This window comes from Actinomycetota bacterium, from assembly GCA_014360645.1.
GTDB lineage: Bacteria > Actinomycetota > Geothermincolia > Geothermincolales > RBG-13-55-18 > Solincola_B.
In genome coordinates this window covers 44,160-66,150 of record JACIXD010000016.1, presented here as the reverse complement: position 1 = coordinate 66,150, position 21,991 = coordinate 44,160, and the positions used below count along the sequence as shown (strand labels likewise).

The window sequence follows — 21,991 nt, the reverse complement described above, 5'->3', positions numbered from 1 at the left end:
CGGAAACGGGGCGAGAGAAAGGAGAACGGCATGGCTACCTACATCCTCATCAGCAGCCTCACCGACGAGGGATGCGCCACCTTGACCAAGAATCCGGACCGCATCAAGGAGGTCAACAAGGACGTCGAGGCCATGGGCGGAAAGGTGCTCTCTCAGTACGTCATCCTGGGTCAGTACGATTTCATCAACATCGTGGAGGCCCCCAACAACGAGACCATCGCCAAGATCTCGGTGCAGCTCTCCTCGCGCGGCACGGTGCGCATCATGACCCTGCCGGCCATCGACGTGGACTCCTTCATCGAGAGCCTGAAGTGACCTTGGCGGCGCGAGCCGGGTATCGTCCGGATACGGTCATCCCTCCGATCACCGGGAGGGATTGAAGGGACACACGGTGAGAGGACAGCGCCGGCAACCCAGGGTGTGCAAGGTGCCCAGGAAAAGGGCCCAGGCGGCGAGGTAAGCGATGAAGAGGCGCTTGGAGACGCGGTAGGCGTCCGGCGCGGGCAGGACGAAGAGGATAGGCGCCAGGGCGATATCCCAGTAGAAGGAGCGCGTGGTGAGGAGCCGCTCGTCGCGCTCCCACATCAGGGGGGTCAACCTGCCGAAGAGGGTCGAGCAGTGCTCGCCGTAATAGGGGCAGCGGGCGCATATATAGCGGCGGGAGACGGTGGTCAAGAGGCCCCAGGCCCCCGCCCAGGGGAGGAGCTTGCCCCTCCCGCCCCGCCAGAGCGAGACCGTCCCCAGGGCCGCTGCCGGAAGAGCCGACGCCGTGGTCAGGAAGGAGACCCAGGGCGGCCAAGGGCTCCGCGGCTCCGTTCCGCGGCACTCTTCCATATCCTTCCTCCTTCACGCCGTCATGGCCGGATGGGCCGCCTTGTTCCGCTGCCCCGCTTCAAGGCCCGGCTCCGTCGCGGCATCCCCCTGCATGCCCCCACTCACCTCGCGCGCCGGATACGCGCGTCCCCGGGCTCCGTCGCCTCCTCCCCCCAGGGACGCAGGTGCCGGCGCCGTCAGTCGGTGAAGCGGTACTTGATGAGGGCCCAGAGGGCGGGGATGCCGTCTCGCCAGCTTATCTTCTTACCCTCCTCCATCTCGCGCCCGGTGTAGGAGATGGGGACCTCGTAGATCCTTATCCTCTTCTTCAGTATCTTGGCGGTGATCTCCGGCTCGATATCGAACCGGTCGGACTTGAGCTCGATGCCCTCCAGGGCCTCGCGGGTGAAGAGCTTGTAACAGGTCTCCATGTCCGAGAGGGTGGTGTTGTAGAGGATGTTGGTCACCAGGGCCAGGAAACGGTTGCCCACGAAGTGCCAGAAGAGCATGTTCTTGCGGGGTCCGGTGAAGCGCGACCCGTACACCACCTGCGCCTTCCCCTTGAGCACCGGCTCCAGCAGCCTGGGGTAGTCCTCGGGGTCGTACTCCAGGTCCGCGTCCTGGATGAGGACGAGGTCGCCGGTGGCGGCGTCGAAGCCGGTGCGCACCGCCGCTCCCTTGCCGCGGTTCTGGGGGTGATAGATGACCCGCGTCATGGAGTTCTCCTCCATGGCCAGGATGTCCCGAGTGCCGTCGGTTGAGCCGTCGTCCACGACGACGATCTCCCGCTCTAGGTCTCCGAGGTCGACCTGCCTCACGCGGCGCAGGATCTCCTTGATGGTGTTGCGCTCGTTGAACACCGGTATGACGATGGAAAGCTTCATCTGTCCACCACTCCCCGTTCTCGGACTCCGTGCGCGGCCGTGGTTTCCCGTGCCCTCTTCATCACCGAGGCCGCGACCTCAGATATCGCCGTACTTCTCCAAGTAATAGCGCCGGAAATCGCCGCTCTTGATGGGCTCCCACCAATCGCGGTGATCGCGGTACCACTGCACCGTCTCCCGCAGCCCCTCTATGAGATCCCGGCGCGGGCTCCACCCCAGCGCCCTCACCCTGGAGCTGTCCACGGAGTAGCGGAGGTCGTGGCCCGGCCGGTCGGCCACGTACTCGATGCATTCCTCTCCCGCCCCCATGATCTCCAGGATAGCCAGGGTCAGCTCCAGGTTGGTCCTCTCCTGTCCAGCCCCGATATTGTATATGCCTCCCGCCTCTCCCTTCCGCAACACCAGGTCGATGGCGCGGCAGTTGTCCTCCACGAAAAGCCAGTCGCGCACGTTCCTCCCCTCCCCGTAGAGGGGCACTTTCCTTCCCTCCAGGATATTGGTCACGAAGAGCGGGATGACCTTCTCCGGGTACTGGAAGGGCCCGTAGTTGTTGGAGCTGCGCACGATGACCGCGTCCAAGCCGTAGGTGCGCACGTAGGAGCGCACCAGGAGGTCGGCCCCCGCCTTGGAGGCCGCGTAAGGGCTGTTGGGTTGAAGCGGGCTGTCCTCGCGGAAGGATCCTTCCTCGATGCTCCCATAGACCTCGTCGGTGCTCACCTGCAGCATCCTGACGCCGCTCTCCCTGGCCTTTTCCAGCAGGCGGAAGGTCCCCAGGACGTCGGTACGCACGAAATCCTCGGGCGAGATGATGGAGCGGTCCACGTGCGTCTCGGCGGCGAAATTCACCACCGCGTCCGGCTCGCGCGAGAAGGCCGCCCCCACGTCGGAGGGCTCGCAGATGTCGCCTTTGAGGAAGGAGTAGCGGGAATCCCCTTCCACCTCCTTCAGGTTCATGGGGTTGCCGGCGTAGGTGAGCTTGTCCAGGTTGATCACCTCGTCCTCCGGGTGCTCCCGAAGCACCAGGCGTATGAAGTTGCTGCCGATGAACCCGCAGCCTCCGGTCACGAGCAGGCGCATATCCTCTTTCGCTTCCCTTCTTTTCCCCGCGCCCTGCGCCCCGCGCGGACTAGCGCATGACGATCTCCCAGTCGTAGGGCACCCGCGCCTCCTCCCGGGACAAGGTGCGGGCTCCGCCGCCGCCCTCCAGGGCCAGGCACACCATGGCTTCCCGTCCTCCCACCGCCTTCCATCCCCTGAGCACGCCGGGGGGGACGAGCACCTCGCGGGGGCGGTATTCCCCGAGGAAGAGCTCCATGACCTCGTCCCGGGTCGGCGACCCCTCGCGCCGGTCGCAGAGCACCAGCTTGATCATCCCCTGCAGACAGAACACCCGCTCCGCCGCTTCCTCGCGCAGCGTCCAGGCCTCCACCACCCCGGGGAAGAGGCGCCTCACGTCCAGGGAGGAGAGGCGGGGCGCGGCTCCCTCGGCCCATACCGCCGTGGTCGCCCCCGCCGCATCCAGATCCGTGTCCAGTTCCCTGATCTCAACCCCCGCTATCACGAGACCTCCCCGGGATGCCACGCTTCTCCCACACAGGTTTCCACCTCCGTCTCCATCTCCGCCCTCCGACGGCCCTGCCGACGGATGCCCCCGCGGGCCGCAAGGGCTGGAGAGCGTCCTTCCGTCCCACACGGGCCCGTCGCGACCGGGCCCGCCCGGCTCAGACCAGTCCCACCCTGGAATTGTCTCCCAGCATGAAGCGGAAGGAGCTGGGGCGCGCCCCGGACCTGGAGATTTCCACGTTCTTGCCGATGAGGCTGTCCTCGATGCGCCCCGGGATATCGGAGATGCGGCTGTTCTCCAACACGATGGAGTGCTCTATCTCGCTCCTTTCCAGGGTCACGCCGTAATATATGGACGTGAAAGGGCCGACGAAGGAGTCCACCACCCGCGAGCCCCTGCCCACCATCGCCGGGCCCCTGAGCACGCTGCGCACGATCTCCGCCCCCTCCTCGATGACCACCCGGCCGTCCACCCTGGACTCACCGTCCACGCTCCCCTCGCAGCGGGAGGCGATGCCCTCCAGGACCATGCGGTTGGCCTCCAGGAGGTCCTCCAGGCGCCCGGTATCCTTCCACCAGCCGTTGATGACGTGCGCCTCCACCCGCATCCCCACGTCGATGAGGTGCTGGATGGCGTCGGTTATCTCCAGCTCCCCGCGCCAGGAGGGCTTGATGGCGCGGGAGGCCTCGATGATGGAGGGGCGGAACATGTAGGCCCCCACCAAGGCCAGGTCGCTGGGGGGCTCCTTGGGCTTCTCCACCAGCCTGACGATCCTGCTACCCTCCAGCTCGGCCACCCCGAAGCGCTGGGGCTCCTCCACATGGGCGAGGAGGATGAGGGCCTCCACTTCCTTGCTCCGGAACTCCTCCACGAAGGCGGTGATCCCCTCCTTGATGAGGTTGTCGCCCAGGTACATGACGAAGGGCGTGTCCGCGAGGAAATCCGCCGCCGTGAGCACGGCGTGGGCCAGGCCCAGCGGCGCCTCCTGCCGTATATAGGTCACCCGCGCCCCCCAGGCCGAGCCGTCGCCCACCGCCGCCCTTATCTCCGCCTCGGTATCCCCCACGATGATGCCGATGTCGCTTATGCCCGCGTCCCTCAAGGCCTCCAGGCCGTAGAAGAGGATGGGCTTGTTGGCCACGGGCACCAGCTGCTTGGCGCTGGTATGGGTGATGGGGCGCAGGCGCGTCCCCTCTCCCCCGGAAAGAATCAACCCTTTCAGTTCCATAGAGTGAGATTTTATCACACGCCCGGGGTATAATGCTGGTCGAAGGATGTTGGCCAAGAGCGCTGCGTTAGCAGCACGGGAATGGGATACACTATGAGCAAGCCCGCCAGAACGATTCTCTCCCTCCTCCTCGCTCTTATCTTCCTGGGCTCCACAGCCGGGCTGGTCCTCGCCCTCACCGCCGGGGAAAAGGGGGAGAGCGGGGAGGCGAAGCTCGACGTCAGGCTGCACGTCCGGGAGGAGCTCCTCACCGCCGCCTACAAGATCTACGGCGACGACAACCAGAACTTCTGGGCCGCGAAGGCCCTGATCAAAAACGTCGGCGATACCCCGGTGCGCGACTTCCGCATCTCTTACAGGATAGAGGGCTACTGCGACTGGACCTCCACGGAGATATATCCCGAGATCCTGCCCGGCCAGACGGTGAGGGACTACTGCTGGCCCAACCTCGACGACGAGAAGATGAAGGGCATCACCTCCAAGACCCCGGCCGAGCTCACCATGCGCTACGAATACGAAGGCCTGGACAAGCCCGTGGAGGACACGGAGAAGATCTACCTCCTAGGCCGCAACGACTTCGTGTTCACCGACCTCGCCGAGGAGGACATCATCACCTTCTCCGACGCCTTCGACAACTACCCCATGATCGCCGCCTTCGTCACCCCCAACCAGGAGACGGTGAAGAGCGTCGCCAACGCCGTCGGATCCGGGCTGGAGACCAATACCAGCGACGAGGACGTCTATACCGCCTTCCTGCGCTGTTTCGAGGTCATGCGCCAGCTCGGGGTCAGGTATATCCAGGAGCCGCTGAGCTACTGGTCGTCGCGCACGGCTCAGTACGTGCAGTATCCCCACGAGACCCTGGAGCGCGCCTCCGGCACCTGCCTGGACCTGGCCATATGCATGGCCGCCCTCATGGAGGCCATAGGCATCCGCTCCTTCGTGGCCCTGATCCCCGGCCACGCCATACCGGTAATCGAGCTGCCCGGCAGCGGGGAACTCTTCGCCATCGAATCGACCTTCGTGGACAGGGATTATGCCCTGAGCCATTTCCCGGGGGAGACGAGCCCCGAGGTGACCGCCGAGGAATGCGTGACCATCGCCGCGGATGAGATCGCCGAAGCGATAGAGGGAGGCAGCTACATACTCATCGACATCGAGGATGCCTGGCGCCGGGGGGTGATGCCGATATGGTAGGCAGCAGGGTCCTGCGCGCGCTTTTCCCCCTCGCGCTCCTGTGCGCGTTGCTCATTCCCTACGCCCCGGGGGCGGCGGCGCAGGAACTGGGCAAAGAGGGAGAGTTCAGCCTCCGGGAGGAATACCGGATGGAGATAGACGAGGTGGGAGACGCCCGCATCACCGACGTGATCACCTACGACCGGGGCTGGTTTGACGAGTACGGTTACCTGTTCGAAGAGAACCCCGGCCTCCTCTCCCGCCGCTACCGTTCCGACAGCGGAGTGGGGGAGGTGGAGGACTTCGAGGTGAAGGTGGATGCCCGCAAGGCCACGGTGACCATCTCCTTCCGCACCCCGGGCCTGGCCTATAACCTCAAGGACGGTTGGACGGTCTTCGGATACGCGGGCTACGCCCTCGACAGGGAGAGCGACGACGAGGTGGTCCTGGAGGCGTACTGGACCCTCAACAACGAGTGGACCCTCTTCGAGACCATGGGGCTGGAGGAGAGGGTGGTGATCGACCTGCCTGCGGGCGCGCGGGAAGCCCGTTTCGACGAGAGCTCCGGCACCCTCACCTACAGGTTGCCCCCGGCGAAGGCGGAGAAAGGCTTCCTGGCGGCCAACAAGACCCTGTTGATCCTCGTCTTCTCCCTGCTCATGGCGGTGTCCCTGCTCCTGCTGCTCTTCCTGCTCACCCGCCGGGCCGCTCCCTTCAGGGCTCCCGCCTCCCTGACGCCTCATGCTCCGCCCGCCGCGCAGGCCGGCGCGGGCGAGCCCATGCCCCCGGCGGCCGCGGGCACCGCCCCGGAGACCGGCGATGGGGGTATGGGGACAGAAGCCGGTGGCGACATCCCCGGCGGCCAGGCGAGCGGCGCCGCGCCCACGCCCCTTTACTGCCGCAGGTGCGGCCATCCCCGGGCATCGGCGCAGGAGCGGTTCTGCCGCCGGTGCGGTACGCCCCACGCATGAAGCTCTGGGGCCCGCCCTCGGTTTCGGGTACGGGACCGCGGGAGCCGGTTCATGCGCGTGCGGTGGAGGAATATTATGGAAGATGCCCCGTCGAGATCAGTGCTCCACGGCTTGCGGCGGCGGGTCATCCGCTGGTGAGTATATCCTTCATGATCTTCAGCCGCCAACCCTTCAGCAGGCCGCTCTCCTCGAGCTCGGCGGTTCCGGAGGGCTTGAGGCGGGCCACGGCCTTCAAGACGGCGTTAGGGAGGAGGAAGCCGGGGTCCATGCCCAGCTCGGCAGCCTTGCGGTCGCGTGCAGCCTTCAGCTCTCGCAGGATCTTCTCCGCCGCCAGGTCGCGCCTCTGATGTACGGGGACGGGCATAGAGGGCAGGTCCTCGCGAGGCGCCCGCATCCCCCTTCCCACCGCCTTGAGGATCTCCGGCCCGAACCGCGCGATCTGCCTCTCGGAGAGGGCTCCCGAGGCAGCAAGCTGGCCGCGGTCGCGTGGGCACGCCTGCGCTACCTTCAGGAGCCTGTCGTTGCCCACGATCTTGAAGGTGGGGACGTCGCTCTCCCGCGCGCGCTCCTCTCGCCAGCGCATCAGCTCGCGCAGCACGGCGAGCTGGCGGGGCGAGAGTTCCCTCGCGCCCTTCACCCGCCGCAGGTCGACGGTGCGCTCGGGCATGGGCTCCAGGCCCTCCACCGCCCGCTCGAACTCCTCCCGCGCCCATGCTTCCCTTCTGCACCCTACCAGCTCGTCGTGGAGTCGGTCACGGAGGGAAGCCAGGTAGGCAACGTCGAGGGCGGCGTATTCCAGCATCCCCACGCCGAGAGGACGCCGGGACCAGTCCGCCTTCTGGAACCTCTTGTCCATGGCCAGGCCGAAATACTCCGCCAGCAGGTCGGCCAGCCCGATCCTCTCTTTCCCCAGGACCCGCGCCGCGATCATGGTGTCGAAGACGGGAGCCGGCTTCACCCCCAAGTAGGTCAGGAGCATGCGTCCGTCATAGTCGACGTCGTGAAAGACCTTCTCGATACCCCTCTCCGCCAGCAGGTCCGCCAGGGGAGCGAGGTCCACGCGCAGGGGATCCAGGATGAAGATCTCCCCTCCGCCGCACACCTGAACCAGGGCTATCTTCTCGGCATAATGGTGGTAGCTGTCGGATTCGAGGTCCACGGAGATGCTGCGGCAGCCGCGCAGCCGCTCCACGGCATCCTCCAGCGCGGCCGGGTCGTCCACGTACCTGAAATCCGTCATGCGCCTATTATAAACCCCACGGGGCGCTCCGCCCTCGTGACCCCACCGCCCGGCCACGCGGGCCGGCGAGAAAGGGCACGCCCGCCCCACGACTCCGCGGATACGGCGAGGCAGCCGGCCCACCGAGCCCGCCGCCTCCCGCGCCTAAAGAGCGCCAAAACGCGCCCGTAGCGCTATAATGTGTAAAGCAAGGGGTAAACATCCGTGAGGAGGTCCGCTGCCGCCGCGGGAAGACGGCGCGCCGCATCAACCCGTCGCAGCCCGCGGCTGAGATTCCATACGGCAAACGGAAAAAGGACGGAGATGATCCGCATTCTGCACGTGGAGGACAACCAGGACCACGCCCTGCTCATCCGGCGGGGCCTGGCCATGCAGGACCCCGAGCTGGAGGTGCTGGGCGCCGCGAGCGCCGAGGAGGCGCTACGTATCATGGCGGAGGAACATATAGACCTGGTGCTCAGCGACTACGCACTGGGCGGGGGCATGGACGGCCTCGCCCTGCTGCGGGAGGTGCGCCGGCGCGACCCCGCCATACCCTTCATCTTCCTCACCGGGCAGGGGAACGAGGAGGTGGCCTCCCATGCCCTGCACGAGGGGGCCAACGATTACTTCATCAAGCGCTCGGGTTCCCTGCAGTTCAAGCGCATGGCCATGACCCTGCGTAAGCAGTGGGAGGCACACCGGGCGCAGCGCGGCTGGGAGGAGGCCGAGGGGCGCTACCGTCACCTGGTGGAACATATGAACGCTGGCCTGGCCCTGGCGCGCGGCGACCGTTTCGTGTACGTGAACCCCAAGCTGTGCGAGATCCTCGGCTACGACGAGGAGGAGCTGACCTCCCGTCCCTTCCTGGACTTCGCCTCCCCGGCCTCCCGCGACATCATCGCGGAACGCTACCGACGGCGGCGGGCGGGCGAGAGCATCCCGGAGACCTACGACATCTGGGTCAGGCGCAGGGACGGGCGGGAGATAACCCTAGAGCTCACCGCCTCGGTCATCGAGGACTCCCAGGGCATCGCCACCCTGGCGGTGATGCGGGACGTGACCAGGGAGCGCGAGGCGGAGGAGTTCTTCCGCCTCGTCTTCGAGCATGCCAACGAGGCCATCATCCTGAGCGAGCTCGACGGCCGCATCCTGGAGGCCAACCCCGCCGCCTCCCGCCTCACCGGCTACAGCCTCGAGGAGCTGCGCTCCATGTACGTGCAGGACCTGCACGTCCCCGAGGAGCGGCAGCTCTCGGAGAGCGAGCTGGAGAAGCTCCGCCGCGGGGAGTTCGAGGGCTTCGTGGGCACCGGCAGGTGCAAGGACGGCACCCTCAAGCGATGCGCGGTAACCGGCACCCCGGTGGACCTCGGGGAGCGCAGGCTGATGCTGGGGCTGGTCACGGAACTGCCCGGACAGGGCGAAAGCGAGGTGGATAAGCGCATCGCCGAGGAGGCGGACACACGCTTCAAGCTCGCCATCGACCAGGCACCCCTGGTCGCGGTGCAGGGATATGACGCCGAAGGGCGCGTCACCTACTGGAACCGCGCCTCCGAGGAGCTCTACGGGTTTTCGCGGCAGGAGGCGCTGGGCAAGACCCTGGATCAGCTCATCCTCGACCAGGAGGGAGCTTCGGAGTTCAGGGCGCTCCTCTCCGAGGTATGGCGGGAGTCGCGTCCCTCCTCCCCCCGGGAGTGGCATACCCGCGACCGCGCGGGCAACGTGCGGTGGGTGCTCTCCACCCTCTTCCCCCTGGTGGTGGAGGGCAGGAGCGTTGAGGCCTTCTGCATGGACATCGACATCACCCCCCGCATGGAGCTGGAGGCCGAGCTGCGGCGCCGCAACGTGGAGCTGGAGACGTTCGCCCATACTCTCTCCCATGAGCTCCGTGCCCCCCTAACCAGCATGGGCGGTTACCTCCATCTGCTGCGCGAGTCGGCGGCGGGGAAGCTGGACGCGGAGGAGGCCGAATGCCTGGACCGCTGCTCCGCGGCCTGCGAGAACATGGAGCGCCTCATAGGCTCCCTGCTGGATCTCGCACGCCGGGACCTCGGAGGCCGCGGCGAGGAAAGCGTGGACCTCGAGGCGATGACGCGGGAGCTCTGGGAGGAGCTCCTCCCCTCTTTCCCCGGGCTTCACCCCCGCCTGGAGATGTCCTTCCGGGTGCGCGAGGCCTTTGCCGATCCCGAGCTTCTGCGCAGGTGCATGGCAAACCTCCTCGACAACGCCCTCAAGCATCACCTGGGTCCCCATGACCCCAGCGTGGAGGCCGGCTCCATGCGGGGAGACGGCGAGACGGTGGTCTTCGTCCGCGACGACGGGCCCGGCATCCCGCCCGAGCTCCAGGAGGAGTTGTTCCTCCCTTACCGGCGGGGATCGACCCCGGCGCCTGGCCTGGGCATCGGGCTGGCCATGTCCGCCAGGGCGGTGGAGAGCTGGGGCGGGCGACTCTGGGTGGAATCGGAGCCCGGAAAGGGCACAACCTTCTTCTTCACCATCCCCGCGGCCTCTCGATGATCTTTACGCGGAAACGGACGCGGGACCGCCTTCCAGACAAAAGGAGAGCATCCGGCATCGAGCCTGCTCGCATCGCTCGCGCACTTCTCGGCGCGGAGTCTTTGATGCTAATATGTTGCGGGGTGATGAGATGAAGGAAGCGGATGAGAATCGCAAGCGGCGCCTGCCGGCCGCGGAACGCCGGAAGGTGATCCTGGACGCCGCCCTGAGCGCTTTCGTAGAGTTCGGCTATCACGGAGCCCTCATGGACACCATAGCGGAGCGGGCCGAGGTCACCAAGCCCATCCTCTACCGCCATTTCTCCAGCAAGCTCGACCTCCTGCTGGCCATCATCGACAACGCGGGAGATGAGCTGCGTTCCTCCCTCCTCCTTCCCAACCCGTCGGAGATGGACTGGCGCACCTCCATCCGCCACAGCGTACACGCCTATTTCGAGTTCGTCACCAGGTCGGAGGCGGCCTTCCGCCTCATCTACGACACCGACCTCAACGTGGACGCAAAAGCCAGGGAGCGCGTGATCCAGATACGCAAGAGCATCATCGAGGTCGTCTCTGGGGTGGTGGCCTCCTACACCGACACCGCCAGGGTATCCAGGGAGGACATCGACGTGCTGGCGGTGATCCTCATCGGGATGGTGGAGTCCACGGTCACCTACTGGATGAACAACAAGGACCGCCCGCCGGAGAAGTACGAACAGAGCCTGGTGGATGCCATCTCCGCCATCCTCTCCCGGCTCCCGGCCCGGACAGCTTCGTGAGGAAAGGGGGATCACGATGTCCAGGGGAGACCGCCTGCGCATGCCTCGCCTCTCCCAGGTAGGCATCTACGTCAAGGACATGGACAGGACCATCGCCCGCTACCAGGAGGTGTTCGGCATCGGGCCCTGGCTGGTACAGACCATGAAGGCCAGGCGATGCGAGTACCAGGGCTGCAAGGCCAAGCTCAAGTCCAAGATCGGCGTGGCCTTCTCAGGCAAGGTCCAGCTTGAGCTGATCCAGGTGCTGGAGGGCCCCAACGTGTACCTTGACACCCTGGGCGGGCGCGAAGAAGGCCTGCACCACCTGGCTTTCGAGGTGAGCGACCTCGAGGAGCGGGTGCGGGCCTGCCGCGAGGCGGGTATCGAGATCCTGCAGGAGGGCACCTTCAAGCGCCTTGGCATGCGCATCGACTATGCGTACCTGGACACCCGGGAATCGGTGGGGGTCATCCTCGAGTTCATACAGACCAGCCTGCTGGGAATCAAGCTGCGCATGTACCCCGCGGTGGTGAAGCTGCTGGCAAGGTCCCAGGAGCGCTTCGGGCTCCCCCCCGGACGTTCCTGACCACCCGGCCGGGAGCGATCCCGCCAGGCGCGGTTCAAGAAAGCATCGGCAGCTTCCGAATAACTGGATAAAACAGTCCATTTTCGTATGCCGACAGGGTGGGGTATTGGAAGGCAGACGCGTGGAGATAGACGGGGAGCTCTTCGACCTCGACGACCCCGAGGACAAGAAGCGCGCCGTCAAGGCCTGGCTGCGGGCCAGATCCAGGGAAAGGCGCGCAGGGGATGGCGAGAGCGGCGTTCCTCCCGCGGGCGAGGAAGGCGTCCCCCCTGGCCCAACGCAAGGAAACGGTCCCTAATCTAAGATTGCCGCATATACTCCCGTGAAAACGATATTCCGGGATTCCATGCCACGAGAAAACGGCTTTCGGATGTGGTATTATATGCCGGAGCGGAAGCCTTTCTCAAGCGCGGCGTCCCGAAACGGGAGCGGCCTGGAGGCCCGGTCGCGGGACCGCTGCGTCGATACGAAGGTCGAGGGAGATGAGAAGAAAGAGGCTGCCTGCCGACAAGAGGAAGCAGAGCATCATCAAGGCGGCCGAGAGATGCCTCGCGCGCCGGGGCTACTACAGCTGCACCACCGCGGACATCGCCGCGGAGGCGGGCATCACCGAGCCCGTGCTCTACCAGCATTTCCGGGACAAGGCCGACCTGGTGGAGAGCATGCGCAACGCCACGGTGGAGGACATCTCCAAGTATGTGACCAAGCGGGTGCTGAAGAGGAGCACCCCCCTGGAGGGCCTGCGGGAAGCGGCCGAGGCCATCTTCGACTACACCGTCCGCCACCGCAGTAAGATGCGCGCCTATTATTACTCCATACCCGAGCTGGGCTCGGGAGGCCTGCGCAGGTCGCCAGTGCAGCGCCTGCACCGCCTGCACAACGCCGTGTCCTACATGCTCGAGGAGGCACAGCGCCAGGGGGCGGTGAGAAAAGACCTCGAGGTGGCCGACTTCGCCTGGAGCTTCATCTCCCTGGTGGAGATCGTCTATATCGCCAACGCCCTCGGCCTGGAGGTGCCCTTCCGAGACAAGGCCGAATACCTGGACCTCATCGACCGGCTGCTGGCGACGGCCGGGGCGGCGGAGCGAAGGGGGTGAGGAGATGGCGGAGAGGACACGCAGGTCGGGGGGAGCCCGCAGGCAGCAGATCATCGCCGCCGCCATCAAGGCCTTCGCGGCCAAGAACTACGACGGCGCCTCCATGAACGACATCGCCAGGGAGGCGGGCATCACCAAGCGCGCCATCTACCGTTATTTCCCAGGCAAGCGCGAGCTCTTCTACGCCGTCCGCAACGAGGTGTACGGGTCCATCGTGGACCACCTCTGGAAGGAGCTCCCGGAAGCCTCCAATTTCAACCAGCTGGCGGACGCCCTCATGCGCAGCCACTTCCGCTTCAGCGTGGAAAACCCGGACATGCTGCGCGTGGTGGTGAACACCATCTCCGAGGCGGCCACGCGGGGGTTCCAGGAGAACATCGAGGGCCTGCTCGCGGAGCGCGCGGAGGAGATCGAGAAGCTCATGCAGGCGGGCATCGAGGAGGGCACCCTCGACCCCGCCCTGGACACCTCCTTCGTCTCCTGGATCCTGGTGCTCATCTACTTCTTCCTCGTGTACATGCTCGCCTACGAGGAGGACTGGCTAATCCCCCGGGGCGAGGAAGCCGTCTCCGTCCTCATGCGCCCCTTCCTCGCCTCCCTCGCGCCGCGGCCCTGACGGCGGCGCGCGGCCGTACTCGCCGCCCGCTACTCGTAGATCTTCTCCTCCTCGTTGAAGGCCTCGGGGGCGTCCAGCTCCACGTCGCGCTTCCCCCTCACCTTCTCCTCCAGCTCCTTGTAGAACTCGTGCTGGATGATGAGGTTCATGATCTCGTTGGTGCCCGTCCAGATGGAGAGCAGGCGGCTGTCCCGGAGCATCCTCTCGATGGGATAGACGTTGGTGTAGGCGATGCCCCCCATGGCCTGCATGGCGTTGTAGACGATGTCCCACACCGCCTCGGTGGCGTACTTCTTGGACTCCGAGACCATGCGGCGCATGCGCCCGTGGGACACCCCGGAGTCGATGGCCCGGGCGGTCATCCAGATGAGGCTGGCCATGGAGTCCAGCTTGACCAGGCTCTCGGCGATCATGAAGGAGACCGCCTGGAAGTTCTTTATCTGCACCCCGAAGGCCTTGCGCCGCGTGGTGTAGCGGGCCGCCAGCTCGATGGCCTCCCGCGCCGCCCCCACGCAGCCCGCCGCCGAGGTCATGCGCTCGGGGACCATCATGCGGTAGAAGATATGGGAGGCGCCGTTCTCCTCCCCCACCAGGTTCTCCGCCGGCACCCGGGTGTCGCGGAAGAGCACCCTGCCGGTGCCGCTCCCCCGCGCTCCCATGAGCCCGTAGACCGTCTTCACCTCCACGCTGTCGTCGCGCTCCACCAGGAAGCAGGAGAGTCCGTCGCGCGGCGGGGCGTCGGGATCCGTGCGCGCGTAGACCATGAAATAGTCGGCGCCCTCCGCCCCCACGATGAAGCGCTTCTGGCCGTGCAGCACGTAATGGTCTCCCTCGCGGCGTGCGGTGCAGGTGGCGCCGAAGAAGTCGGAGCCGCCGCGGGGCTCGGTGAGGGCCTCGGCGCACACCTTCTCCCCTTTAAGGGTGGGCACTAGGAAGCGCTGCTTCTGGTCCTCGTTGCCGAACTGCACGATGCACTCGCCCACGATGCTCACCAGGGAGTAGAGGCAGGTGAGCGGCACCCCCACCAGGGACATCTCGGAGATGGCGATTATCTCGTCCTCCCATTTCAGGCCCCGCCCCCCGTACGCGGGCGGGAAGCGCAACCCGAGGAGGTTGCGCTTTCCGGCCTCTTCCAGGAAGAACCTGGGAAAGGGCGCGATCATCGCGTCCATGTCCAGGATGAGCTGGCGCGGGACCCAGCTCACCAGGTCGCGCACCTCCTGCTGCAGGGACTTCTGCTCCTCGCTCATGATGAAATCGAACATCTTTCTCCTCCTCTGCCCCGTCTCGTCGGGCATCCCGCCCCGCCCGCCGCCTTCAGTCCCCTCTATCCATCGCCTCCACGATCTCGCGGGCACGGCTCACGAACTCCCCGTCCTCCCCGCGCTCCTCCAGGATGCGCAGGAAGCCGGCGGCGAACTCCAGCATCTCCCCGCGTATCTCCCGCAGCTCCTCGATCCTCTCGTCCAGCTCGCGGATATGCCGCAGCCCGTATTCCAGGGTGCGCATGATCTGCTTCCTCTGGGTGGGGTCCACGTCGTAGAGCTCGAGGATGTCCTTGATCTCGGCGAGGGAATAGCCGAAGCGCTTGCCGCGCAGGATGAGCTTCAAGCGCGCCCGGTCGCGGTCGTCGTAGAGCCTCTGGCTGGTGGGGGTGTCGCGGTGGGGGGAGAGCAGGCCCACCTCCTCGTAGTAGCGGATGGTGCGCGGGGTGATGCCGAACTCCCCCGCCAGCTCGGAGATGGTCGTTTTGGGGCGAGCCTTCCTCCCGCCACCCTTGCCGCCCATCGGCATCCCCTCCCGCTTCTCGCCGGCCCTTATCTTCTCGCCAGTTCCTCTATCCTCTTTTCTTCCCGCCGCGGCCCCGCCTCCGCCTCCGCCAAGGCCAGATCCTGGTAGGCGTGGAAGAAGCGGGCGCAGAAATCGTCCCAGCGCTCGCAGATCTCCAGCGTCCTGGGGTTCATCTCGAAGAGATGCGGGATGGAGAGCAGCTCCTCTATCTCCGCGGCGAATCCTCTGATCACCTCGGGGTCGGCGCCCCGCAGGATGCTCGCCACGCATTCGGAGGCGGGATACCACTCCGCCACCCTCTGGAAATCGCGGTGCATCTGGGTGAGGAGCACGTTGCGCGGCCCCTCCCAGAGCTCGTTGACCAGGCCGTCCCGCAGCATGCGCGGGATGCTGGAAAAATCCTCCATAACGCCGTGGCCGCCGAAGACGCTGATGCCCAGGCGCGACATGTCGTTGGCGTCCGCGGCGGTGGTGATCTTCTGCAGCATCACCAGCTGCCGCACGTCGAAGCGCTTCCTCTTTATCTCCAGAGGCTCGTCGGTGGTAAGGCCCGGCGCCAGGCCGCCCGGCAGGGCGATGAAGTCGCGGTAGAGCTTGCAGCATCCCGCCACGCTGCGGCGGGCCAGGCGCTCGTGCTTCTCCAGCTGCCACGCCGCCATGGGGAAGGAGGCGATGGGCAGCCCGAAGGCGGTGCGGAACTCGGCGTATTTCCGGCATTCCCGCAGGCCCCGCAGCATGCCGCTGCTCATGCCGATGCCCACCACCAGGCGGGAGAGGGTGAGCACGATGCCCACTACGTTGGCCACGCCGCGGTCCAGCGGCCCCGTGGGATAGGCCAGGGCGCCGTCGAAGGTGATCTCGGCGGTGGGCAGCTCCACCGTGCCCAGCTTCCACTTCAGGCGGTCGATGGTGTAGCCGTTGCGCCTCTCCCGCTCCTTGTCCCCGGGCAGCCACATGGGGACCACGAAGAGCCCCACCCTCTCCGAGCCCCGGGGCTTGGCCGTGACCACGGCGTAGTCCGCGTGGGCCGCGGAGCAGAAGAACTTGTTGCCGTAAAGGCGCCAGCCTCCTTCCTCCTGCACCGCCTCCACGAGGTTGGCGGGGACGTCGGAGCCGCCCTGGATCTCGGACACGAACTGCGCCCCGATGGCGAAGTCGCCGTCGATGCCGTCCCTGGCGTGCTCCAGGATGCGCAGGGTCTCCGGGGTGTCCGCGTATTTCTCCAGCAGCGCCACCAGCCCCCAGGTGCAGGCTACGGGGCAGAGTATCCCGGCCTCGGAGTTCTGGCTCAGGAGGGCGATCTTGATGAAGCGTGTCCAGGGCGAGGTGCGTGGGGAGAAGAGGGCCTCGGAGAAGACCTCCTTCTCCATGACCTCGACCTCGTAGGGCCTGACGATGCGGTCGATGCGGTTCTTGTGACCGTCGTAGTGCATCATGTACGGGCGTCTCTCCGGCGCGGCGATGCGCTCGGCGAAGTCGCGCCAGCGGAAGGAGGCCTTCCTGGAGAACTCCCTCGCCTCGCGGTCCACCTCCTCCGCCTCCTCGCCCGCGAAGGCGCGCACCATGGCCTGGAGGAAGGGGTCGTCGGCATAGTAATCGACCTTGCTGCGCCACTCCAGGTAGGGGTTGAAGCTGTAGGGGTTGTTCCTGTCCGGCAGGGACATGGCATTCCTCCTTTATCCGCCGCCACCGCGACTCTCCGTGGCGGCACCGTCGGCCATGCCGGGGTCGGGCGCTCGTGTGGCTGCATGGGAAATATGGACCTTGACGGCCGCCCCCAAGGTATGACGTTTACGTTAACGTCATACCGATAATATTATGGCCCCCGGTCGCGAATTGTCAACGAGCCGGGCTTCCTGCGGCGACTCCGCTCGCGTGGTTCTTTCTTTCCTCCGCGTGCACACAACGAAGAGGTGGGGCCTTGGCCGCCGGCGGAAGGACCGGAAAACCCTCGCACGAACCGGGTGGCGGTTCGAAAGAGAGGGCGCCGCGTCCCGGTCGCGCGCTCTATATGCAGGCCGGGCGGCAGGCAAACGAACTCCTGAGAAGTCGCTTATAGAGGCGCTTGCATAAAGGCGCTTGTGAAGGCGCCTATAGAGGCGCTGCCCGGAACCGACCGCCTAGGCCCAGCGAGAGGCGCGCTCCACGGCCTTCTTCCAGCCGGCGTATAGCCTCTCGCGCGTCTCCGCGTCCATGGCGGGCTTGAAGACGCGGTCCACGCGCCGGATGCGCAAGATATCGTCGGGATATCTCCAGATCCCCGCCGCGATGCCGGTGAAGAATGCGGCCCCCAGGGCGGTGGCCTCCAAGACCTGAGGGCGCTCCACCTCCGCGTCCAGGATGTCCGACAGGAACTGCAGGAGGAAATCGTTGGCGGATGCTCCCCCATCGGCCTTGATCTTCCTCACCGCGATACCGGTGTCCTTCTGCATGGCCTCGATGACGTCCTTGCACTGGTAGGCGATGGACTCCAGGGTCGCCCTCACCACCTGCTCCCTGGTGGTGGCGCGGGTGAGGCCGATGACCGTGCCGCGGGCGTAGGGGTCCCAGTAGGGCGCGGTGAGACCGGTGAAGGCGGGGACCACGTAGACCCCTCCGCAGTCCTCGCAGGCCTGGGCCAGCTCCTGGGATTCCGCCGCGTCCCTGATGATCTGGAGGTTGTCCCTCAGCCACTGCACGGAGGAGCCGGCGCTGGAGATGATCCCCTCCATCATGTAGGTGGTCTTCCCCTCCAGCTTCCAGGCGATGAGGGGGGTGAGGCGGTATATGGAGGCCATGGGCTCATCTCCGGTGTTCACGTCGATGAAGGAGCCGGTGCCGTTGGTGCACTTCACGCTGCCCTTCTCGAAACAGGCCTCGCCGAAGAGCGCCGCCTGCTGGTCGGCGACCACGCACCTGATGGGAATGGGGTCGCCGAATACCTCGGTCACCCCGAAATCCCCCGCCGTCTCGCGGATCTCCGGCAACACCAGGCCGCCGGGAAGCCCGAAGGGCTTGAGCAGGAGGGGGCTCCAACGCATGCCGAAGGGGTCGTACATGCCGGTGGCGCTGACGTTGGAGAAGTCGGTGGCGTGCACCGCTCCACGGGTGTAGTTCCAGACCAGCCAGGTGTCCACGGTGCCCAGGCGCAGCTTTCCCGCCGCCGCCTTCTCCGCCGCTCCCGGAACGTTGTCCAGCACCCAGCGGGCATGGGCGGAGGACTGCGCGGGGGTGACGGTGAAATGCGCGGCGGTGATGAGCAGCTTCCCCACCAGGTTGCGGCGCAGCCTCTCGCTCAAGGGCGCGATGCGCTGGTACGCCCCGCCGGCGAGATGCAGCAGCCGGAACATGGCGCTGCGGTTTATCCTCTCGCACTCGTCGGACATCCTGGTGTCCTGCCAGGTGATGGCGTTATAGACCGGCTCTCCGGTCTCGGAATCCCAGATCATGCTGGTGGCCCTCTGGGTGGCGATGCCCATGGCCGCTATCTCCACGGGCCTGATGCCTGATTCTTCCAGGGCCGTCCGGGTTACCTCTACGCATCCCTCGAAGAGGTCGGCGGGGTCCTGTTCCGTCCAGCCGGGGCGCGGGAATATCTGCGGGATCTCGCGGTAGACCTCCCGCACCACGTTGGTTTCGCGGTCGAAGATCACCGCCCTTACCCCCGTGGTACCCACGTCGTTGACCAGGATGTATCTTTCTTCCATGCGACACCCCCCGTCCTCTCCCGTCTCCCGGTTTCCTCCCCTATTATAAATGAACGGGTCCTTCAGGGCCTGACCGCATCCGGGCGGGAGCGGTACGGGCTCAGGGCGTGTAGCCCACGGAGTCGTGGGCCCAGGTGCGGTTCCCGCCGTACATGGCGCGCTCCGCCACCACCGGGAGGTCGGAGGTGACGGTGGTGGAGACGTCCCAGGCGGTGACGTACCTGCTCACCTCGTAGGTGCGGCGGGAGCGGGCGGGCACCGTCTCGCGGGGGCCTTCCACCCGTCCCGTGGCGGTCTGGAAATCCATGGCTATGGAGGCGGGGGCGTCTCCCGGGTTCTGCACCAGCACCCAGGTCTCCATGCCCCCCTCCGTGCAGCCCTCGGCGAGGTACCAGGTGGTGGAGGGGGCGGTGACCCCCACGGAGTCGTGGGCCCAGGTGCGGTTCCCGCCGTACATGGCGCGCTCCGCCACCACCGGGAGGTCGGAGGTGACGGTGGTGGAGACGTCCCAGGCGGTGACGTACCTGCTCACCTCGTAGGTGCGGCGGGAGCGGGCGGGCACCGTCTCGCGGGGGCCTTCCACCCGTCCCGTGGCGGTCTGGAAATCCATGGCTATGGAGGCGGGGGCGTCTCCCGGGTTCTGCACCAGCACCCAGGTCTCCATGCCCCCCTCCGTGCAGCCCTCGGCGAGGTACCAGGTGGTGGAGGGGGGTGCTTCCTCGACCGTGAAAGGCACGGCGTTGGAGATCCCACCGGGGGTGGTCAGGGTCACCTTCAACACTCCCGCCACGCCCGGGGGCACGTAGCAGGTCACGGCGGTGTCGGACCAGGCGTCGTAGAGGGAGGCCTCCACCCCGCCGAAGGAGACGGATGAGGCGCCCCGGACGCTCCCGAAGGCGCTGCCCTCGATGGTCACCTTCTCCCCCACCCTTCCCCGGGAGGGCGCGAGGGAGGAGATGGCAGGCAAGACGCTGAAGGCGCGGGCGTTGGAGATCCCACCGGGGGTGGTCAGGGTCACCTCCACCACTCCCGCCACGCCCGGGGGCACGTAGCAGGTCACGGCGGTGTCGGACCAGGCGTCGTAGAGGGAGGCCTCCACCCCGCCGAAGGAGACGGATGAGGCGCCCCGGACGCTCCCGAAGGCGCTGCCCTCGATGGTCACCTTCTCCCCCACCCTTCCCCGGGAGGGCGCGAGGGAGGAGATGTAGGGGGCGACCTGAATGCTCTCCAGGGTGGCGGCGGCGTCTATGCGCCCGTAGCCGTACTCGTCGTCGCGTCCGGGGGGCCCGAGGTCCCTGGCGTGGTCCCGCATGGCGACCCACACCTCGTCAGGTCCGTAACCCGGCCGCAGGGAACGCACCAGGGCGGCCAGACCCGAGGCCATGGGGGTGGCCATGGAGGTGCCCGATAGATAGTCGTAACCCTGTCCGTATCCCAGGGAGTTAAGGGCGGCGGGGTAGGTGGGCATGGTGGAATAGACGAACCAACCCGGCGCCGTGAGGTCCACATACTGGTTGTAGCTGGAAAATGCGGCGCGCACATCGCGGTTGGTGGTAGCGCCCACCCCCACTACCCCCTCGCATCCCGCGGGATAGAGCACGGTGCCGTCCCCGCTGTTGCCCGCCGCGGCCAGAACCACGGCGCCCTTCGCCCGCGCGTAGTCCACCGCCTCCTGCATGGCGTCGGAATACGACGTGCCTCCCAGGCTGAGGTTGATCACCGCGGCGCCGCCGTCAGCGGCGTACCTCATGCCGGAGATGATATCCGAGTAATAGCCGCTGCCCGAGCAGTCCAGCACCTTGAGAGGGATGATCCCGGCACCGAAGGAGACCCCCACCCCTCCCTCCGCGTTCCCCTCCTCGGCCCCGATGATCCCCGCCACGTGGGTGCCGTGGCCGTTGTCGTCGCGGGGTCGGGGGTTGGGGTTGGTGCGGAAGTAGAAGTCCCAGCTCCCGAACTCCTCCCACGCCGATCCAGTCCACCGGTATTCGCGGCCGTCGAGGTAAGGGTCGTACTGGTCGGTGTCGGGGTCGGGCGGGTCGTCCACGAAGTTGTGGTAGAGGTAGTAATGGTTCGAGGTATCGAGGTTGGAGGTCCGGAAGACGAGGTAATAGGTGGCTCCCTCCGCCAGGTTCACGGGAACGGAAAGGGGCAGGTAGATCTCTCCCCCCGACTCGCTCACCTCACCGGGGGCGATATACAGGGATGACAGGTCCGCGCCGGAGAGGGAGGATCGCAGCGAGACGGTGACGCCCTCCGCCGGGTTTCCGACCCTCTGCAGGATGATACCCACGTGGGTGAGGGGACAGCCGGCACCCCTTATGGACTGCGCCAGCAACCGGTTGGTTAAGCTGTAGCCGAAATACCAGGCGGTGGTGTAGTACCTCTTCTCGGCGTAATCATAATAGTAATACCGGCCCTGGGTGATGCCCGCCCAGTTGTACCCCCGCGTGTCGTCGACATATCCGTTGGCGTCGTCGTCCACGCCGTTCCCCGGCACCTCTCCCGCGTTCACCCAAATCTTGTCCTCCAGGTCGGGATGGTATAGGTCCAGGCCCGTGTCCACCACCGCCACCGTGACGGGGTTGGAGAGGCCCCGCTCGATGTCCCAGGCCTCCTCGGCTCCGATATCCGCCCCGGGAAGGCCTTCCGTTCCTCCGATAAGCTGGCCGTAGTTGTGGAGGCCCCACTGCTCGGGCTGGTAAGCGGGGTCAACGGGAGAATAATCCATGCGCACCGCGTGGTCCGGCTCTGCGTAGAGCACCTGGGGTAGGACGTCCAAAAGCGACGCCGCCTCACGCGGCGAGAGGCCGCTGTCCAGGCGTATCCTCTTCAGGGACACCCTTCCCGAACGCAGCAGCTCCTCCTCCACCCGGCCCGCGCCCGCGCCCTCCAGCATCTTTCCGACCCCCTCTGCCGCCGCGGCCTCAAGTCCGACCAGCAGCTCACCGGTCCGAGCGGTGAAGGGATCGCGCGTGAAACGGGCGGTGTCCGGCAGCTCGCTCCGAGCGGGGGAGCCCGTGCCGGCGATGCTCCCCGTAGAGGAAATCATTGCCAAAAGAATCAGCGCCGCCGCGCAGGCTAGGGCGAGCTTGCCGCCCGCGGTC

Annotated in this window: 20 protein-coding genes; 9 read left to right on the top strand and 11 right to left on the bottom strand. The window is 66.5% G+C overall.

Annotated elements, in window-relative coordinates; translation table 11 throughout:
- The first annotated feature begins 30 nt into the window (after positions 1–30).
- Positions 31–315 (top strand): GYD domain-containing protein, encoded by a 285-nt coding sequence (locus tag H5T74_13085; GenBank protein ID MBC7231311.1) that lies wholly within the window; start codon positions 31–33, stop codon positions 313–315.
- A gap of 48 nt (positions 316–363) precedes the next feature.
- On the opposite strand, the gene H5T74_13080 is transcribed toward H5T74_13085, so the two are convergent.
- The 5 genes from H5T74_13080 to H5T74_13060 form a co-directional block, all read right to left on the bottom strand.
- Entirely contained in the window at positions 364–834 is a 471-nt protein-coding gene (locus H5T74_13080; GenBank protein MBC7231310.1) for a hypothetical protein, read from the bottom strand.
- Between the two features lie 176 nt (positions 835–1,010).
- Positions 1,011–1,697 carry a glycosyltransferase family 2 protein gene (locus H5T74_13075; GenBank protein MBC7231309.1) on the bottom strand — a complete coding sequence of 229 codons (687 nt, stop codon included), beginning with the start codon at positions 1,695–1,697 and terminating at the stop codon, positions 1,011–1,013.
- Positions 1,698–1,775: 78 nt separating this feature from the next.
- The gene (gene rfbB, locus H5T74_13070) at positions 1,776–2,774 is read right to left on the bottom strand and encodes a dTDP-glucose 4,6-dehydratase (protein ID MBC7231308.1); all 999 of its coding nucleotides are present in this window, start codon (positions 2,772–2,774) and stop codon (positions 1,776–1,778) included.
- A gap of 49 nt (positions 2,775–2,823) precedes the next feature.
- The gene (locus H5T74_13065; GenBank protein MBC7231307.1) at positions 2,824–3,258 is read right to left on the bottom strand and encodes a dTDP-4-dehydrorhamnose 3,5-epimerase family protein; all 435 of its coding nucleotides are present in this window, start codon (positions 3,256–3,258) and stop codon (positions 2,824–2,826) included.
- 160 nt (positions 3,259–3,418) lie between these two features.
- A complete protein-coding gene (locus tag H5T74_13060; protein ID MBC7231306.1) occupies positions 3,419–4,483 on the bottom strand; it encodes a glucose-1-phosphate thymidylyltransferase in 1,065 nt (354 codons plus the stop codon).
- Positions 4,484–4,582: 99 nt separating this feature from the next.
- Here H5T74_13060 and H5T74_13055 point away from each other — a divergent pair, with 99 nt between their 5' ends.
- Both H5T74_13055 and H5T74_13050 read left to right on the top strand, forming a co-directional pair.
- On the top strand, positions 4,583–5,686 hold the full coding sequence (locus tag H5T74_13055) for a hypothetical protein (protein MBC7231305.1): 1,104 nt from the start codon (positions 4,583–4,585) through the stop codon (positions 5,684–5,686).
- A complete protein-coding gene (locus tag H5T74_13050; protein ID MBC7231304.1) occupies positions 5,680–6,636 on the top strand; it encodes a hypothetical protein in 957 nt (318 codons plus the stop codon). The genes H5T74_13055 and H5T74_13050 overlap by 7 nt, the downstream gene beginning before the upstream one ends.
- A gap of 124 nt (positions 6,637–6,760) precedes the next feature.
- Here H5T74_13050 and H5T74_13045 read toward each other — a convergent pair whose 3' ends face one another.
- A complete protein-coding gene (locus tag H5T74_13045; GenBank protein MBC7231303.1) occupies positions 6,761–7,876 on the bottom strand; it encodes a ribonuclease D in 1,116 nt (371 codons plus the stop codon).
- A gap of 303 nt (positions 7,877–8,179) precedes the next feature.
- On the opposite strand from H5T74_13045, the gene H5T74_13040 reads away from it, so the two are divergent.
- From H5T74_13040 to H5T74_13015, 6 genes are all read left to right on the top strand, one after another.
- Positions 8,180–10,372, top strand: coding sequence for a PAS domain S-box protein (locus tag H5T74_13040; GenBank protein MBC7231302.1), 2,193 nt, complete (start codon positions 8,180–8,182; stop codon positions 10,370–10,372).
- 130 nt (positions 10,373–10,502) lie between these two features.
- A complete protein-coding gene (locus H5T74_13035) occupies positions 10,503–11,129 on the top strand; it encodes a TetR/AcrR family transcriptional regulator (protein ID MBC7231301.1) in 627 nt (208 codons plus the stop codon).
- 16 nt (positions 11,130–11,145) lie between these two features.
- Positions 11,146–11,694, top strand: a complete 549-nt coding sequence (locus tag H5T74_13030) for a VOC family protein (protein ID MBC7231300.1) — start codon at positions 11,146–11,148, stop codon at positions 11,692–11,694.
- Positions 11,695–11,800: 106 nt separating this feature from the next.
- On the top strand, positions 11,801–11,992 hold the full coding sequence (locus H5T74_13025; protein ID MBC7231299.1) for a hypothetical protein: 192 nt from the start codon (positions 11,801–11,803) through the stop codon (positions 11,990–11,992).
- Positions 11,993–12,176: 184 nt separating this feature from the next.
- The gene (locus tag H5T74_13020; GenBank protein MBC7231298.1) at positions 12,177–12,791 is read left to right on the top strand and encodes a TetR/AcrR family transcriptional regulator; all 615 of its coding nucleotides are present in this window, start codon (positions 12,177–12,179) and stop codon (positions 12,789–12,791) included.
- A 4-nt stretch (positions 12,792–12,795) separates the two neighbouring features.
- Complete coding sequence (locus H5T74_13015; protein ID MBC7231297.1) at positions 12,796–13,407, top strand: TetR/AcrR family transcriptional regulator; 612 nt, start codon at positions 12,796–12,798, stop codon at positions 13,405–13,407.
- A gap of 29 nt (positions 13,408–13,436) precedes the next feature.
- Here the strand turns inward: H5T74_13015 and H5T74_13010 are convergent, their stop codons facing one another.
- From H5T74_13010 to H5T74_12990, 5 genes are all read right to left on the bottom strand, one after another.
- Positions 13,437–14,672 carry an acyl-CoA/acyl-ACP dehydrogenase gene (locus tag H5T74_13010; GenBank protein MBC7231296.1) on the bottom strand — a complete coding sequence of 412 codons (1,236 nt, stop codon included), beginning with the start codon at positions 14,670–14,672 and terminating at the stop codon, positions 13,437–13,439.
- 52 nt (positions 14,673–14,724) lie between these two features.
- The gene (locus tag H5T74_13005) at positions 14,725–15,195 is read right to left on the bottom strand and encodes a MerR family DNA-binding transcriptional regulator (GenBank protein ID MBC7231295.1); all 471 of its coding nucleotides are present in this window, start codon (positions 15,193–15,195) and stop codon (positions 14,725–14,727) included.
- 29 nt (positions 15,196–15,224) lie between these two features.
- Complete coding sequence (locus tag H5T74_13000) at positions 15,225–16,862, bottom strand: acyl-CoA dehydrogenase family protein (protein MBC7231294.1); 1,638 nt, start codon at positions 16,860–16,862, stop codon at positions 15,225–15,227.
- Positions 16,863–17,318: 456 nt separating this feature from the next.
- Positions 17,319–18,884 (bottom strand): glycerol kinase, encoded by a 1,566-nt coding sequence (locus tag H5T74_12995; GenBank protein ID MBC7231293.1) that lies wholly within the window; start codon positions 18,882–18,884, stop codon positions 17,319–17,321.
- Positions 18,885–18,984: 100 nt separating this feature from the next.
- Positions 18,985–21,942, bottom strand: a complete 2,958-nt coding sequence (locus H5T74_12990) for a S8 family serine peptidase (GenBank protein ID MBC7231292.1) — start codon at positions 21,940–21,942, stop codon at positions 18,985–18,987.
- Positions 21,943–21,991 lie beyond the last annotated feature (49 nt).